Source organism: Streptomyces sp. NPDC096324 (assembly GCF_044763015.1).
Classification (GTDB): domain Bacteria; phylum Actinomycetota; class Actinomycetes; order Streptomycetales; family Streptomycetaceae; genus Streptomyces.
Window position 1 is genome coordinate 130931 of record NZ_JBIWFK010000004.1, and the last position, 13993, is coordinate 144923.

The window sequence follows — 13993 nt, forward strand, 5'->3', positions numbered from 1 at the left end:
CATACGACTGACCGCCAGTGTCCCGCCCGCTGCCCCACCGACCGCCCGCGGCACCTTGCCCCGGCCCCGGCCCCGGCACACCCGCCCCCACGGAGGAGACCCCCATGCCCGCTCCCCGCACCGTTCTGCTCACCGGCGCCGCCGGGGGACTCGGCACCCTGATGCGCGGGCTGCTGCCGGAGTACGGCTACGAGCTGCGCCCGCTCGACATGCTCCCGGTCGAGGGTGAACCGGAGGCGATCACCGCGGACCTCGCCGACCGGGCGGCGCTGCGCGAGGCGGTGCGGGGCGTCGACGCGATCGTCCACCTCGCGGGCATCTCCCTGGAGGCCTCCTTCGACAAGATCCTCAAGGCCAACATCGAGGGGACGTACAACCTGTACGAGGCGGCGCGCGAGGAGGGCGTACGCCGTGTCGTCTTCGCCTCCTCCAACCACGCGGTGGGCTTCACCCCGCGCCCGGTGGGCGACGCCCCCCTGATCCCGGTCGACACCCCGCGCCGCCCCGACACCTTCTACGGGCTCTCCAAGTCGTTCGGCGAGGACCTCGCCCAGCTCTACTGGGACAAGCACGGCCTGGAGACCGTCTCGGTGCGCATCGGGTCCTGCTTCGCGGAGCCGACGAGCGTGCGCATGCTCTCGGTGTGGATGAGCCCCGAGGACGGCGCCCGTCTCTTCCACGCCGCCCTGACCGCGCAGGACGTGGGCCACTCGGTCGTCTACGGCTCGTCCGCCAACACCCGTCTGTGGTGGGACCTTTCGTCGGCGCGGGCCCTCGGCTACGAACCGCGCGACGACTCCGAGCCGTACGCGGAGAAGCTCATCGCCGAACAGGGGGAGCTCGACCCCGCCAACCCGGACCACGCCCACCTGGGCGGGCACTTCACGACGCACCCGCCGATCTGGCCGTACTGACCACGGCCGAAAAGGCGGGGACGACGGGCGGACAGCGAATCCGCCCGCGCGGGAACGGGCGGACAGCGGACCGCCCGGCGCAGGGACGGGCGGGCAGCGGAACCGCCCGGCAAGAGGCGGGCGGGCAGCGAACGGGCCCGCCCGCCCCCGCGTTCGGGCACGGCGCCTGCCCGATCCCACCGCTCCCCCGCTTCCACCCCAGGTCCGCCGCGGGCGGCCGCGGCGCCGAACGGGCGCAGCCGGGCAGCATCGGGCCCGCAACAGACCTGGTCAGTGACGGACACCCGCTGTAGAACTTCCCTCATGGGCCCCACCGGGTCCGAACGGGCAGTGCGCGACGGTGCGCGGGGAGCGGGTGACGGCGATGACGGGCAGGACGGCGGAGGAGCGGCAGCGCGAGATCGTCCGGACCGCGCGCCGCACGGGCTCGGTCGAGGTCACCGGACTCGCCGCCGAACTGGGCGTCGCGAAGGAGACCGTACGACGGGATCTGCGCACCCTGGAGGACCACGGGCTGGTGCGCCGCACCCACGGCGGCGCCTACCCCGTGGAGAGCGCCGGCTTCGAGACGACGCTCGCCTTCCGCACCACGAGCCATGTGCCCGAGAAGCGCCGGATCGCCGCCGCCGCGGCCGAGTTGGCCCGGGACGCCGAGACCGTCTTCGTCGACGAGGGGTTCACCCCGCAGCTCATCGCCGAAGCCCTGCCCAGGGACCGGCCGCTGACCGTGGTGACCGCCTCCCTCGCCACCGCCGGGGCGCTCGCCGAGGCCGAGAACACGAGCGTCCTGCTGCTCGGCGGCCGGGTCCGCCCCGGCACGCTCGCGACCGTCGACCACTGGACCACGAAGATGCTCGCCGGCTTCGTCATCGACCTCGCGTTCATCGGCGCCAACGGCATCTCCCGCGAACACGGCCTCACCACCCCCGACCCGGCGGTCAGCGAGGTCAAGGCGCAGGCGATCAGGGCCTCCCGGCGCACGGTCTTCGTCGGTGTGCACACCAAGTTCGGCGCCGTCAGCTTCTGCCGGTTCGCCGGCATCGGCGCCCTGGAGACGATCGTGACGAGCACCCTGCTCCCGGCCTCCGAGGCACACCGCTACTCACTGCTGGGCCCTCAGGTCATCCGCGTCTGAAAGCCCTCCGCCCCCAAGCCCCCAACCACCTGCTCCCCCTGGGCCGCTCCCAAGGCACCTCCACACCTCACCCCACCCCAAATCACCCAGCCTCTCCCTATTCCTCCCCCTTTCCTCCCTCCCCTCCCCTCCCCTCCCCTCCCCCAGGAGTGATCCATGCGAACCCCGAGCCGGCGGAGGCCGCGCGCACTGCTCGCCGCGGCCGCCGCAGGGACGCTGCTCTCCCCGCTCCTCTCCGGCTGCTGGACCGGAGCGGGCGGGTCGGGCTCCGGCGGGAACTCCATCAACGTCCTGATGGTCAACAACCCGCAGATGGTCGAGCTTCAGAAGCTCACCAAGGCCCACTTCACCCGAGAGACCGGCATCAAGGTGAACTTCACCGTCCTGCCGGAGAACGACGTCCGCGACAAGATCAGCCAGGACTTCGCCAACCAGGCGGGCCAGTACGACGTAGCCACCCTCTCCAACTACGAGATACCGATCTACGCCCGCAACGGCTGGCTGCACGAGATGGACTCGTACGTCCGCCAGGACAGCGGATACGACGAGCGGGACATCCTCCAGCCCATGCGGCAGTCGCTGACGGCCGCCGACGGAAAGCTCTACGGGCAGCCGTTCTACGGCGAGTCGTCCTTCCTGATGTACCGCAAGGATGTGTTCGCGGCGAAGGGCCTGAAGATGCCCGCGCACCCCACCTGGCAGCAGGTCGCCGGCCTCGCGGCGAAGGCGGACGGCGCCGAGCCCGGCATGAAGGGCATCTGCCTGCGCGGTCTGCCCGGCTGGGGCGAGGTCATGGCCCCGCTCACCACCGTGGTCAACACCTTCGGCGGCACGTGGTTCGACAAGGACTGGAAGGCGCGCCTGGACTCCCCCGAGTTCGAGAAGGCCACCAGGTTCTACGTGAACCTCGTCCGCGAGCACGGCGAGTCCGGCGCCGCCCAGTCCGGCTTCGCCGAGTGCCTGAACAACATGACCCAGGGCAAGACGGCCATGTGGTACGACGCCACCTCGGCCGCGGGCCTGCTGGAGGCCAAGGACTCCCCGGTCAGGGGCAAGCTCGGCTACGTCCCGGCCCCCGTCGAGAAGACCGAGTCGTCCGGCTGGCTCTACACCTGGGCCTGGGGACTCCAGAAGGCCTCGCGCAACCCGGACAAGGCCTGGAAGTTCATCTCCTGGGCCTCCGGCAAGGGCTACGAGCAACTGGTCGGCGACACCTCCGGCTGGTCGAACGTCCCGGCGGGCAAACGCGCTTCGACGTACACGAACGCCGCCTACGTCAAGGAGGCCGCGGCCTTCCAGGACATGACCCGCCAGGCCATCGAGGGTGCCCGGCCGCGCGACCCCGGCGTCCAGCCGCGTCCCGCGCCCGGCATCCAGTTCGTCGGCATCCCCGAGTTCACCGACCTCGGCACCAAGGTCTCGCAGGAGATCAGCGCGGCCATCGCCGGACGCCAGTCCGTCGACGCGGCCCTGAACACGTCCCAGGAACTCGCCGAGAAGATCTCCAAGGAGTACGAGGGCCGATGACCGCCACGACAACGGCCCGCGTGGCCGCTCCCCCCGTACGCACCCTCGGACGGCCGTCGGCCCGGCTGCGCGCCTGGGCCGCTCGCGGCCCCCTGCTCCCGGCCCTGATCTTCATGATCGCGGTGACCCAACTGCCCTTCGTGGCCACGCTGGTGATCTCGTTCTTCGACTGGAACGCCCTCTACCCGAAGGCCCGCCGCTTCACCGGCTTCGGCAACTACACGGAGGTGCTGACCGACGCGGGCCTGCGGCACTCCGTCTGGACGACGGTCCTGCTGACCGTCACCGTGGTCCTCGTCAGTCTCGTCCTCGGCCTGGTCCTCGCCCTGCTCCTGGACCGGCGGTTCCGGGGCCGCGGCATCGTCCGCACCCTGCTGATCGCACCGTTCCTGGTGGTCCCGGTCGCCGCGGCCCTGCTGTGGAAGCACGTGCTGTTCAACCCCGAGTACGGCCTGCTGAACGGTCTGCTGCACTACGTGGGCGGCCCGGCGCCCGACTGGATCTCGGACACCCCGCTGCTCGCGGTCGAGGCGTCCCTGGTCTGGCAGTGGACGCCGTTCATGATGCTGATCCTGCTCGCCGGCCTGCAGAGCCGCGACCACCAGCAGATCGAGGCGGCGCGCGTGGACGGCGCGAACGACTGGCAGGTGTTCCGCCATCTCACCCTCCCCCACCTGCGCCGCTACCTCGAACTGGGGGCGCTGCTGGGCTCGATCTACATCGTGCAGAACTTCGACGCGGTCTTCACCATCACCTCCGGCGGCCTGGGCACCGCCAACCTGCCCTACACCGTGTACCAGAGCTTCTACCAGGCCCACGAGAACGGCCTCGCCTCCGCCGCGGGCGTTCTGGTGGTCGTCGGCTCCATCGTCATCGCGACCTTCGCCCTGCGCGTGGTGTCGTCCCTGTTCCGCGAGGAGGGGTCCCGCTGATGAGTACCACCACGCCACGCCTCCACCCCCGCCGCGCCGGGGGCGCCGGCCTGGGCCTGGCCGCCTGGGCGCTCGGCATCGTGTTCTTCCTGCCCATCGCGTGGATGGCCCTGACGTCCTTCCACTCCGAACCGGACGCGGCGAAGAACCCGCCGGCCTTCGGCGCGGCCCTGACCCTCGACGGCTACCGGGAGTTCTTCGGCACGGGCGGCGGGGCGAGCCCCTGGCCCGCGCTCGTCAACTCCACCGTCGCGTCGGTGGCCTCGACCCTCCTCGTCCTGCTGCTGGCCTTCCCGGCGGCGTACGCCCTCTCGATCCGCCCGGTGAAGAAGTGGACGGACGTCCTGTTCTTCTTCCTGTCGACGAAGATGCTGCCGGTGGTGGCGGGCCTCCTCCCGATCTATCTCTTCGCCAAGAACACCGGCACGCTCGACAACATCTGGCTGCTGGTCGTCCTCTACACCTCGATGAACCTGCCGATCGCGGTGTGGATGATGCAGTCGTTCCTCGCCGAGGTACCGGTGGCGGTGATCGAGGCGGCCCAGCTCGACGGCGCGAAACTGCCGACGATCCTGGCCCGAGTCGTCGCCCCCATCGCTCTCCCCGGCATCGCGGCGACGGCCCTGATCTGCTTCATCTTCAGCTGGAACGAGCTGCTGTTCGCCCGGGTGCTCACGGGTGTGGTCGCCGGGACCGCCCCCGTCTTCCTGACCGGATTCATCACCAGCCAGGGCCTGTTCCTGGCGAAGGTGTGCGCCGCGTCGCTCGTCGTCTCCCTGCCGGTGCTCGCCGCGGGGTTCGCCGCCCAGGACAAACTGGTCCAGGGCCTTTCGCTGGGAGCCGTGAAATGAAGGCCGCAGTCATCGAGTCCATGGGCCGTGCCGTCGTGGCCGAGGTCCCCGACCCGACGCCGGGCCCCCGCGAGGTCGTGGTCGAGGTCGCCGCCTGCGGCCTGTGCGGCACCGATCTGCACATCCTCCAGGGCGAGTTCGCGCCCGAACTGCCGATCGTGCCGGGCCACGAGTTCGCGGGCACGGTGGTCGGCGTCGGCACCCGGGTGACCGAACTCGCGGTCGGCGACCGGGTGGCCGTCGACCCGTCCCTGTACTGCCACGAGTGCCGCTACTGCCGTACGGGCCACAGCAACCTCTGCGAGCGGTGGGCGGCGATCGGCGTGACCACCGCGGGCGGGGCGGCCCAGTACGCGACCGCGCCCGTCGCCAACTGTGTGAAGCTCCCCGAACACGTCGCCACCCAGGACGCGGCCCTGATCGAACCGCTCTCCTGCGCCGTCCGCGGCTATGACGTCCTGCGGTCCCGGCTCGGCGCCCACATCCTGGTCTACGGCTCCGGGACGATGGGCCTGATGATGCTGGAGCTCGCCAAGCGCACCGGCGCGGCGAGCGTGGACGTCGTCGACGTGAACCCCGAACGGCTGGCCACCGCCCGGCTGCTCGGCGTCTCCGCGGCCGCGGAGAGCGCCGACGAGCTGGACCGCCCCCAGGGCTGGGACGTCGTCGTCGACGCGACCGGAAACGCGGCGGCGATCCAGGACGGCCTGGACCGGGTGGCGAAGGCGGGGACCTTCCTCCAGTTCGGCGTGGCGGACTACGCGACCCGGGTCACCGTCGACCCGTACCGCATCTACAACCAGGAGATCACCATCACCGGTTCGATGGCCGTCCTGCACAGCTTCGAACGCGCGGCGGAACTCTTCGCCGCGGGAGTCCTCGACCCGTCCGTCCTCATCAGCGACCGCCTCCCCCTGACGAGCTACCCCCAGGCACTGGAACAGTTCGCGTCGGGCGTGGGACGCAAGATCGTCGTCGTGCCCTGAGCCGGTGCGACCGGTGCCCGGGCACCCGCGCCCGGATCCGGGAGGCAACCCGTGCCGGGGGGAACATTCCGCCACACGCCGCCACACACCTCACCCCTTGGGTAAGGGAACGGTAAAGCGCCTTTGCTCGTTACCCCAGTCATGACAGCTATGACGCCAGGCTCGAACATCCCTCTCCCCGTCTCCCGCGTGACGGTGGACGTCACCGCCCCGGTGCGGCTCGACGTGTCGAGCCTGCTGCTCACCGCCGACGGCAAGGTGCGCTCCGACGACGACTTCATCTTCTACAACCAGCCCACCGGCCCCGGTGTCACTTACCGGTCCGGCGGCGGCACCGCGCCCGACGCGATCACGATCGACACGGCCGCGGTGCCCCCGGGCATCGAGAAGATCGTCGTCACGGCGAGCCCCGACGCGGCGGGCCAGTCCTTCCAGGGCATCGAACCCACCGCGACGATCCGCAACGCGGACGACAACACGATTCTCGCCGCCTTCACCCCACCCCGGCTGGGCACGGAGACGGCCCTCGTGATCGTCGAGGTCTACCTCCGCAACGGCGCCTGGAAGGCCCGCGCGGTCGGCCAGGGCTACGCGAACGGCCTGGCGGGCATCGCCACCGACTTCGGCGTGAGCGTGGAGGAGCCCACCCCGGCCGCCCAGCCCACCCCCGCTGCCCAGCCTCCGGCCGCGGACCCCCGCCTCTCCGCCCCGCAGTCCCCGGCCGCTCCCCCGGTCCCGCCCATGCCCCCGGCGCCGCCCGCCGCCACCGGCAAGATCAACCTGGACAAGGGCCGGGTCAGCCTCCAGAAGAACCAGACGGTGTCCCTGGTCAAGGGCGGCGCCCCGCTGCTCGCCAAGGTCCAGATGGGCCTCGGCTGGGAACCGGCGTTCCGCGGCAAGGACATCGACCTGGACGCCTCGGTCATCGCGTACGGCCCGCAGCGCAACCACATCGACAGTTGCTACTTCGGCAAGCTCTCCATCGTGAACGGTGCGATCAAGCACTCCGGCGACAACCTCACGGGCGAGGGCGGCGGGGACGACGAGGTGATCACCGTCGACCTCGGCCGTCTCCCCCAGGAGGTCACCGGCCTGGTCTTCACGGTCAACTCCTTCTCCGGCCAGAAGTTCACCGAGGTGGCCAAGGCCTACTGCCGCCTCATCGACGCCTCCAGCGGCGAGGAACTCGTCCGCTTCGACCTCACCAACGCCGAGGCCCAGACGGGCGTGATGATGGCCAAGCTGATCAAGCAGTTCTCCGGTGAGTGGGACATGACCGCGATGGGCAACTTCGTCAAGTCCCGCACGGTCCGAGGCATGGTGAAGCCGGCAGCCGAGTCCCTCTGACCCACGGCCCCCCCATGGCCGGGGGCGAGAATCCGGCCCGGCTCCGGTCACCCCGTTTCCCTCGCCCCCTCCGCCCCTACCCGACCCACCCTGGGGCTCCGCCCCAGACCCCGCTCCTCAAACGCCGGAGGGGCTGGATTCCGCACCCGGGATCCGGCGTGAGGGGCCGTTCCGGTACATCGATGCCCGTCGCCACCGACGCCCACTCCTCACCCAACGGCGACGGGCTGATGCACCGGCACGGCCCCGACCCACCCACCGGACCGACACCGCACCCGGTGACACCCCGGAAGGGCTACGCCCGCAACCCCTCCGTCAGCAACAGCAGATACCGCCGGATGTACGCACCGTCCGAGCTCCCCAGCTCCGACGCGGTAGCCACCCCGTGCACCAGCCGCAACACATCGATCGGCTCCACGTCCATCCGCAGGGTCCCCTCCCGCTGAGCGGCCTCGACGAGCCTCCCCGCCGCCCCCTTCACAGAGGACCCGCACCGGGCCAGCACCTCCGAGCTCCCGTCCGCGACGGCCGACCCGAGCAGCGCCTTCAGCCCACGGACCCGGATCATCCCGAGGCCGAGCTCGTTGAGCCACTCCACGAGGGCCTCCCCCGGCGGCAGCTCGGCGGCGATCTCGTCAGCGCGGACGGCGATCGCCTCGATGGCGTCCACGTAGACGGCCTCCAGCAGCGTCTGCCGGGTGGGAAAGTGCCGGTACAGCGTCCCCGACCCCACCCCGGCCCGCTTGGCGATGTCGTCCAGAGACGCACCCTCCCCGTGTTCGGCGAACGCGACCGCCGCCTCCGCGAGGAGCCGCTCATAGTTCCGCCGCGCATCCGCCCGCATCGGCTTGACCTGGGCCATTCAGCTACTCCTTGCGAACCGGGGACCCTCTCCGTATCTTGGCGAGGGTTAAACGGAGACAGCCCCCGCTTATTTCGCGGGCAGTCCGTGCTGCCCACTCGCACCGTACCGGGGACGCCAGACCAGGAGAACTCCATGTCCACCGGCACCGGCACACCCACTCCCGACACCCCGTCAGCAGCCTTACCCCCGCGGCGACTCCGCCCCACGCAGGCGACCGGCACGACAGCCCTCCTCGTGATCGTGACCGCCTATCTGATGGTCGGGATCGACTCCACCGTCGTCAACGTCGCCCTGCCGGACGTCCAGCGGGACCTCGGCTTCACCCCCACCGGCCTGTCCTGGGTCCTCAACACGTACACCCTCGCCTTCGGCGGTCTGCTCCTCCTCGGCGGCCGGATCGGCGACATCGCGGGCCGCCGCCGCACCCTCACCGCGGGCGCCCTCCTCTTCGCCGCCTCCTCACTGCTCGGCGGCCTCGCCACCGAGAGCTCCTGGCTGCTCGCGGCCCGCGCGCTCCAGGGCGTGGGCGCGGCGCTCATCGCCCCCAGCACCCTCGCCCTCATCACCACCAACTTCCCCGAGGGCCCCCGACGCCACCACGCGCTCGGGATCTACTCCTCCATGGCCGGGATCGGCGCGTCGGTCGGCCTGGTCCTCGGCGGCATGCTCACGTCGTGGGCGTCCTGGCGCTGGTCGCTGCTGATCAACGTGCCGATCGGCATCGCGGTCGCCGCCGCCCTGCCTCGCTTCGTCACCGAGACCCCGCGTCACGCGGGTCGCTTCGACGCGGCGGGGGCACTCACCGGCACCGCCGGCACGGCCTCGCTGGTCTACGCGTTCATCCGGGTCTCCGAGCAGGGCTGGAGCGACACCCAGGCGATGCTGGGGTTCAGCACGGCGGCGGCCCTGCTCGTCGGCTTCCTGCTGGTGGAGGCGCGCGCGGAGCAGCCGGTCATGCCGCTGCGTCTCTTCGCGAGCCGTGACCGGGCGGGCGGCTACGCCGGGGTCCTGCTGCTGCCCGCGGGCATGTTCGGCGCGTTCTACTTCCTCACCCTGGTCGCCCAGCAGGCGCTGGGGTACAGCCCGTTGCGCACGGGCTTCGCCTTCCTGCCGCTGACTCTGGTGATGTTCACGACCGTGCGCCTCGTGCCACGGCTGCTTCAGCGCTTCGGTGCCAAGCCCGTCCTGCTGTCGGGTATCTCGCTGATCGCCGTCGCGGGCGTCTGGCTGTGGCGGCTGGAGCCGGGCGACGGCTATGTCACCGGTCTGCTGGGCCCGTTGCTGGTCATGGGACTGGGTGTGGGTCTGAGCTTCCTGCCGCTGAACGCCACCATTCTCGCGGGCGTCGCACCGCGCGAGGCGGGATCGGCGTCCGGACTGCTCCAGACCCTCCAGTGGCTCGGCGGCACGCTCGGACTCTCCGTCCTGGTCACCGTCTTCGGCACGGCGACCCGGCACGCTCACGGTTCCCCGTCGGAGATCCTCACCGAGGGCTCGGCCCGAGCGTTCGGCGCCGGTTCGCTGATCGCCCTGACCGCGCTGGTGCTGTCGGCGCTGGTGCTCACGAACACAAAACGCGAACGCGGCGCTTAGAAATCCCACCCGGCCGAACAGAGGCGCGACCCGCAACCACGGGCCGCGCCCTGTCCCGAAACCGGACGCCTCGGCACACCTCCGGTCGACCGGAGCCAAAAGCTCCAGCCGCCCGAAGCCGAATCCCTCACCCCGCCTGGGCCCACGGCCAGTCCGCGTCCCGAGCCGACTCCAGAAGCGGCACCATCCGGAAAGCCGCGTCCGAGAGGCCGCCGAACGTATGGCGGTTTCCCTTGCCCGACGGGCCGTGGCCCGCGCTGTAGCCGGCGAGGTTCCACGTGTAGACCGGAACGTGCGCCGGAACCTGCTCGGTCGGGTCGCCGAACTGGCTGTACATGGCCTGCTCGTCGGTGACGATGAGGACCCGGTCGTGCTTCTTGTAGTGCTCCCGGACCGCCTCGGTCGTGTTGGTGCCGCCGAGGTCACCGAACCGTCCGAGGACCTTGAGCACGGACTCGCCCGCGCCGAAGGCCACCCGCTTGCTGGTGGTGCCGAACTCGACGAGATCCGCGTCCGCCGCCCGCAGCGCGAGCGCCGTGCCGAAGATCGCCGCCGCGTCGGCCCGGTTGAGCTCGGAACGCTCCGACAGCCGCGAGTAGAACATCGAGCCCGAACGGTCCACGAGGACCAGGGTCCGGCCGGGCAGAGCGGGCACGTTGGCCAGCGAGTGACCGAGCGCCTGCTCCAGCGGGTACGCCCAGCGCAGCGACGGCGCGTGCTGGTAGGCCGCGAGGTAGCGGAACGGGAACTGCCGCGAGCGCGCGACCTCCTCCGGGTCACTGATCTTCGCGGCGACCCGTGCCGCCACCTCGTCGCCGACGCCGGCCTCGTCGAAGTTGCGCAGGTTGCGGACGAGCGCCATGGCACCCATGGACGGGATGACGGCCTCCCAGGCCGCCGCGTCCATCGGCCCCTGGAGCCAGCCGGCCAGCGCCTCCCAGGTCATCCCCGCGTCCGCGAGGCGCTGCGCCCCCTGCGCACCGGTCACGACCTTGCGCCGCTTGGCCGGCCGCAGCGCCATCAGGTCGCGATGGGCGGCGACCACGGGCAGCGACTTCGGGACGACGGCCGTGTCCGGGTTGTGGCGCCGGTCCAGCGCGTACTGGAACAGGTCGCCCTGCCAGGGCTTGTCCGGGTCCGGTGCCGCGTGCACCAGGTTGAGGATGTCGCCGAAGCGGTAGCCCTTGGACGCGGTGTCGTACTTCAGGAGCGACTTGCCGTTGTAGAGGCGTCGTACGGCGTCGGCGATGCCCCGCTTGACGGGCTTGGGCACGTTCCGGCCGTACCGGGAGGTCCAGTAGGCGAGCAGCTCGCCCGGCTCGTCCGGACGGCGCAGTACGGAGGCGACGACCTGCCGGTTGGCCGGGCCGTCGGTGGCGTCGGCGTCCAGGCGCGCCTTCACGTACTCGGCGGCGCCCACGAGCGAGGCGGTACGGAGGTTTCCCTCACCGCGCAGCCAGCTCAGGAGGCCGGCGGTCCAGGACGGGTCGGCGACGGCGAGCTCACGCACGAGCGCGGCGAACCGGTCGTCGCGGGCGTCGCCGGTCTCGTAGAAGGTCTGCTGCGAGACGAAGTTGGCGATCGCCAGCAGAAAGAGCTCGGAGCGCGCGTCGCGCTCGCGGCCGAGGCCGCCCTGGTGCGTCCGCAGCACTCGGCCGGTGGACGTCACGCGAGAAGTGGGCTGCGCCTTCGCCGCCTTGTTGTTGAAGCGTGCCACGGTGAATTCCCCCGAATTCATGAGCATTTCGGAGGGAGGCACAGCAAATGGAGGGTGTCCGAGATCAGGGATCGGCGTCGGTCGCTTATAAACTGGCGCGTCTTCCGTTCCGCCACACCGACCCGAAGTCGATGACGGGATTCGAACCCGCATGAGGTCGCGACCCCACCAGTTCCCGAAGTATCCGCTGCCTGCGCACCGGGCACCCACCATGAGCTGCGCCTCCCGAGATCAAGTCGGCCGCGGCATGGATTCTTTGAGAGAGAAGTAGCCGTGGCCCGCGCACCGGGAGGTGCATGAAGTTGTGGTGTCCAGAGATCGAAGCCGGCGGAACCGACGTAGGTGCTCTAACCCCTGAGCTACATCGGCGCGTTGTGCCGACGGCGGGACTCGAACCCGCGACCGCCCCATTATCAGTGGAAGTAGGTCCTGCCTTCGCACCTGGACGTGCACCACTGTAGGAGGGCGGTCGCGAACCCGGCGAGTGAATTAATCCGCGGGGAAAGCGGGGGGAGTTCAGCCGCGCTTCTGCCGCTTCCAGGGGCCCGTAATGGCGAGCATGATGCCCGGCTCCTGGATGTTGGCGAAGAGGGTGCGGCCGTCGGGCGAGAACGTGACGCCGGTGAACTCGCTGTAGGCCGGGGCCTCGGGGGTGCCGATGTTGAGCTCGTTGCGGGCGATCGGGTAGGTGCGGCCGCTCTCGGTGGCGCCGAAGAGGTGCTGGACGCCTTCTCCGTCCTCGGCGATGACGAGACCGCCGTACGGGGAGACGGTGATGTTGTCCGGTCCGTCGAAGGCTCCGTCGACGGACGGGTCGGGGTTCACGCCGATGAGGACCTTCAGCGTCAGGGTGCGGCGCTTGGGGTCGTAGAACCAGACGGCTCCGTCGTGGGCCTGGCCGGGGCTCTCGGCGCGGGCGTAGGAGGAGACGATGTAGACACCGCCGTCACCCCACCACATGCCTTCGAGCTTGCGGGCGCGGGTGACCTGGACGTCGGTGAACTGCTTGCGGACGGAGACGGTCTTGGCGTCCCGGTCGGGCACGTCGACCCAGTCCACGCCGTACACCGTGCCGATCCTGGTGGCGCGGGAGAGGTCGTCGACGAAGGTGCCGCCGGAGTCGAAGCACTTGAAGGCCTGGAGCGCTCCGGCGTCGTCCGCGAGGGTGGCGAGCCGTCCGTGTCCGTGCTCGAAGCCCTGCGGAGGGGTCCAGCGGTACAGCAGGCCGTTGGGGCCCGAGGCGTCCTCGGTGAGGTAGAGCCGGCCGCGCTTGGGGTCGACGACGACGGCCTCGTGGGCGTAACGGCCCAGCGCCTTGAGGGGCTTGGGGTTCTTGTTGCGGCGGCGGTCCTGCGGGTCGACCTCGAACACGTAGCCGTGGTCCTTGGTCATGCCGTTCTGGCCGGCCTTGTCCTCGGTCTCCTCGCAGGTGAGCCACGTGCCCCAAGGGGTGTTGCCGCCCGCGCAGTTGGTGGAGGTGCCCGCGACGCCGACCCACTCGGCGACGTGTTCGTGACGTACCTCGACGACGGTGCACCCGCCGGACGCGGCGGGGTCGTAGACGAGTCCCTCGGTGAGCGGCACGGGGTGGGTCCAGCCGGAGCGGGGGCCCTTGAGCTCGTGGTTGTTGACGAGGAGGGTGGCGCCACGCGGGCCCTGGAAGGTGGAGGTGCCGTCGTGGTTCGACGGCGTGAACTCTCCCGAGTCCAGCTTGGTGCGGCCGCTGTAGGTGATGACACGGTAGGAGAAGCCGGCGGGCAGCGAGAGGAGGCCCTTGGGGTCGGTGACGAGCGGGCCGTAGCCGACGCCGCCGTGGCGGGCCTCCGCCGAGCCCTCACCCTCGGTCTCCGTCTCCGTGGCGGCGAGCGCGTTGGGGGCGGTGGCGAGAGCGCCCACGCTGCCGATCAGGACCACGCCTGCACCGGTGATCGCGGACTGCCTGGCGAAGTCCCTGCGAGAGAGCGACATGTGATGTCTCCTGTGACGGTGGACTCGGACTGTCGTGGGGGGGGCGGCTGACGACCTCGGTTCGCGGCCACACCGTCCCGTTCCCTCCTGAACACGAGTTGAACGCGCGCCGACTTCCGTGGGCCCGCTTGCGTGAATCCACCCGACCGGCGCAGCGG

At 70.8% G+C, this 13993-nt stretch carries 11 protein-coding genes; 8 read left to right on the top strand and 3 right to left on the bottom strand.

Features of this window, described 5'->3' with window-relative positions; translation table 11 throughout:
• The first annotated feature begins 104 nt into the window (after positions 1-104).
• The 7 genes from ACIQ7M_RS11390 to ACIQ7M_RS11420 all read left to right on the top strand — a co-directional run bounded on the left by ACIQ7M_RS11390 (position 105) and on the right by ACIQ7M_RS11420 (position 7692).
• A complete protein-coding gene (locus tag ACIQ7M_RS11390; RefSeq protein WP_386985570.1) occupies positions 105-914 on the top strand; it encodes an NAD-dependent epimerase/dehydratase family protein in 810 nt (269 codons plus the stop codon).
• A 364-nt stretch (positions 915-1278) separates the two neighbouring features.
• Positions 1279-2049: a DeoR/GlpR family DNA-binding transcription regulator gene (locus tag ACIQ7M_RS11395; RefSeq protein WP_403642480.1), complete on the top strand. Its 771-nt coding sequence runs from the start codon at positions 1279-1281 to the stop codon at positions 2047-2049.
• Positions 2050-2205: 156 nt separating this feature from the next.
• A complete protein-coding gene (locus ACIQ7M_RS11400; RefSeq protein WP_403642483.1) occupies positions 2206-3576 on the top strand; it encodes an ABC transporter substrate-binding protein in 1371 nt (456 codons plus the stop codon).
• Positions 3573-4508, top strand: coding sequence for a carbohydrate ABC transporter permease (locus ACIQ7M_RS11405; RefSeq protein WP_403642486.1), 936 nt, complete (start codon positions 3573-3575; stop codon positions 4506-4508). Before ACIQ7M_RS11400 ends, ACIQ7M_RS11405 begins: the two co-directional genes overlap by 4 nt.
• On the top strand, positions 4508-5359 hold the full coding sequence (locus ACIQ7M_RS11410) for a carbohydrate ABC transporter permease (RefSeq protein WP_403642489.1): 852 nt from the start codon (positions 4508-4510) through the stop codon (positions 5357-5359). The genes ACIQ7M_RS11405 and ACIQ7M_RS11410 overlap by 1 nt, the downstream gene beginning before the upstream one ends.
• Positions 5356-6345: a zinc-dependent alcohol dehydrogenase family protein gene (locus tag ACIQ7M_RS11415; protein WP_403642492.1), complete on the top strand. Its 990-nt coding sequence runs from the start codon at positions 5356-5358 to the stop codon at positions 6343-6345. The genes ACIQ7M_RS11410 and ACIQ7M_RS11415 overlap by 4 nt, the downstream gene beginning before the upstream one ends.
• Before the next feature lie 150 nt (positions 6346-6495).
• Positions 6496-7692 carry a TerD family protein gene (locus ACIQ7M_RS11420; RefSeq protein WP_403643499.1) on the top strand — a complete coding sequence of 399 codons (1197 nt, stop codon included), beginning with the start codon at positions 6496-6498 and terminating at the stop codon, positions 7690-7692.
• Between the two features lie 295 nt (positions 7693-7987).
• Here the strand turns inward: ACIQ7M_RS11420 and ACIQ7M_RS11425 are convergent, their stop codons facing one another.
• The gene (locus ACIQ7M_RS11425) at positions 7988-8554 is read right to left on the bottom strand and encodes a TetR/AcrR family transcriptional regulator (protein WP_403642495.1); all 567 of its coding nucleotides are present in this window, start codon (positions 8552-8554) and stop codon (positions 7988-7990) included.
• A 135-nt stretch (positions 8555-8689) separates the two neighbouring features.
• Between ACIQ7M_RS11425 and ACIQ7M_RS11430 the strand changes: the two genes are divergently transcribed.
• Positions 8690-10150, top strand: coding sequence for an MFS transporter (locus tag ACIQ7M_RS11430; RefSeq protein ID WP_403642498.1), 1461 nt, complete (start codon positions 8690-8692; stop codon positions 10148-10150).
• 127 nt (positions 10151-10277) lie between these two features.
• On the opposite strand, the gene ACIQ7M_RS11435 is transcribed toward ACIQ7M_RS11430, so the two are convergent.
• The gene (locus tag ACIQ7M_RS11435; RefSeq protein ID WP_403642501.1) at positions 10278-11867 is read right to left on the bottom strand and encodes a TROVE domain-containing protein; all 1590 of its coding nucleotides are present in this window, start codon (positions 11865-11867) and stop codon (positions 10278-10280) included.
• Positions 11868-12383: 516 nt separating this feature from the next.
• A complete protein-coding gene (locus ACIQ7M_RS11440; RefSeq protein ID WP_355764101.1) occupies positions 12384-13835 on the bottom strand; it encodes an alkaline phosphatase PhoX in 1452 nt (483 codons plus the stop codon).
• Between the last annotated feature and the right edge of the window lie 158 nt (positions 13836-13993).

Coding starts and splice junctions, on each gene's coding strand:
- ACIQ7M_RS11430 (WP_403642498.1), top strand. CDS start 8,690: ATGTCCACCGGCACCGGCACACCCACTCCCGACACCCCGTCAGCAGCC.
- ACIQ7M_RS11420 (WP_403643499.1), top strand. CDS start 6,496: ATGACGCCAGGCTCGAACATCCCTCTCCCCGTCTCCCGCGTGACGGTG.
- ACIQ7M_RS11400 (WP_403642483.1), top strand. CDS start 2,206: ATGCGAACCCCGAGCCGGCGGAGGCCGCGCGCACTGCTCGCCGCGGCC.
- ACIQ7M_RS11440 (WP_355764101.1), bottom strand. CDS start 13,835: ATGTCGCTCTCTCGCAGGGACTTCGCCAGGCAGTCCGCGATCACCGGT.
- ACIQ7M_RS11405 (WP_403642486.1), top strand. CDS start 3,573: ATGACCGCCACGACAACGGCCCGCGTGGCCGCTCCCCCCGTACGCACC.
- ACIQ7M_RS11410 (WP_403642489.1), top strand. CDS start 4,508: ATGAGTACCACCACGCCACGCCTCCACCCCCGCCGCGCCGGGGGCGCC.
- ACIQ7M_RS11395 (WP_403642480.1), top strand. CDS start 1,279: ATGACGGGCAGGACGGCGGAGGAGCGGCAGCGCGAGATCGTCCGGACC.
- ACIQ7M_RS11390 (WP_386985570.1), top strand. CDS start 105: ATGCCCGCTCCCCGCACCGTTCTGCTCACCGGCGCCGCCGGGGGACTC.
- ACIQ7M_RS11415 (WP_403642492.1), top strand. CDS start 5,356: ATGAAGGCCGCAGTCATCGAGTCCATGGGCCGTGCCGTCGTGGCCGAG.
- ACIQ7M_RS11425 (WP_403642495.1), bottom strand. CDS start 8,554: ATGGCCCAGGTCAAGCCGATGCGGGCGGATGCGCGGCGGAACTATGAG.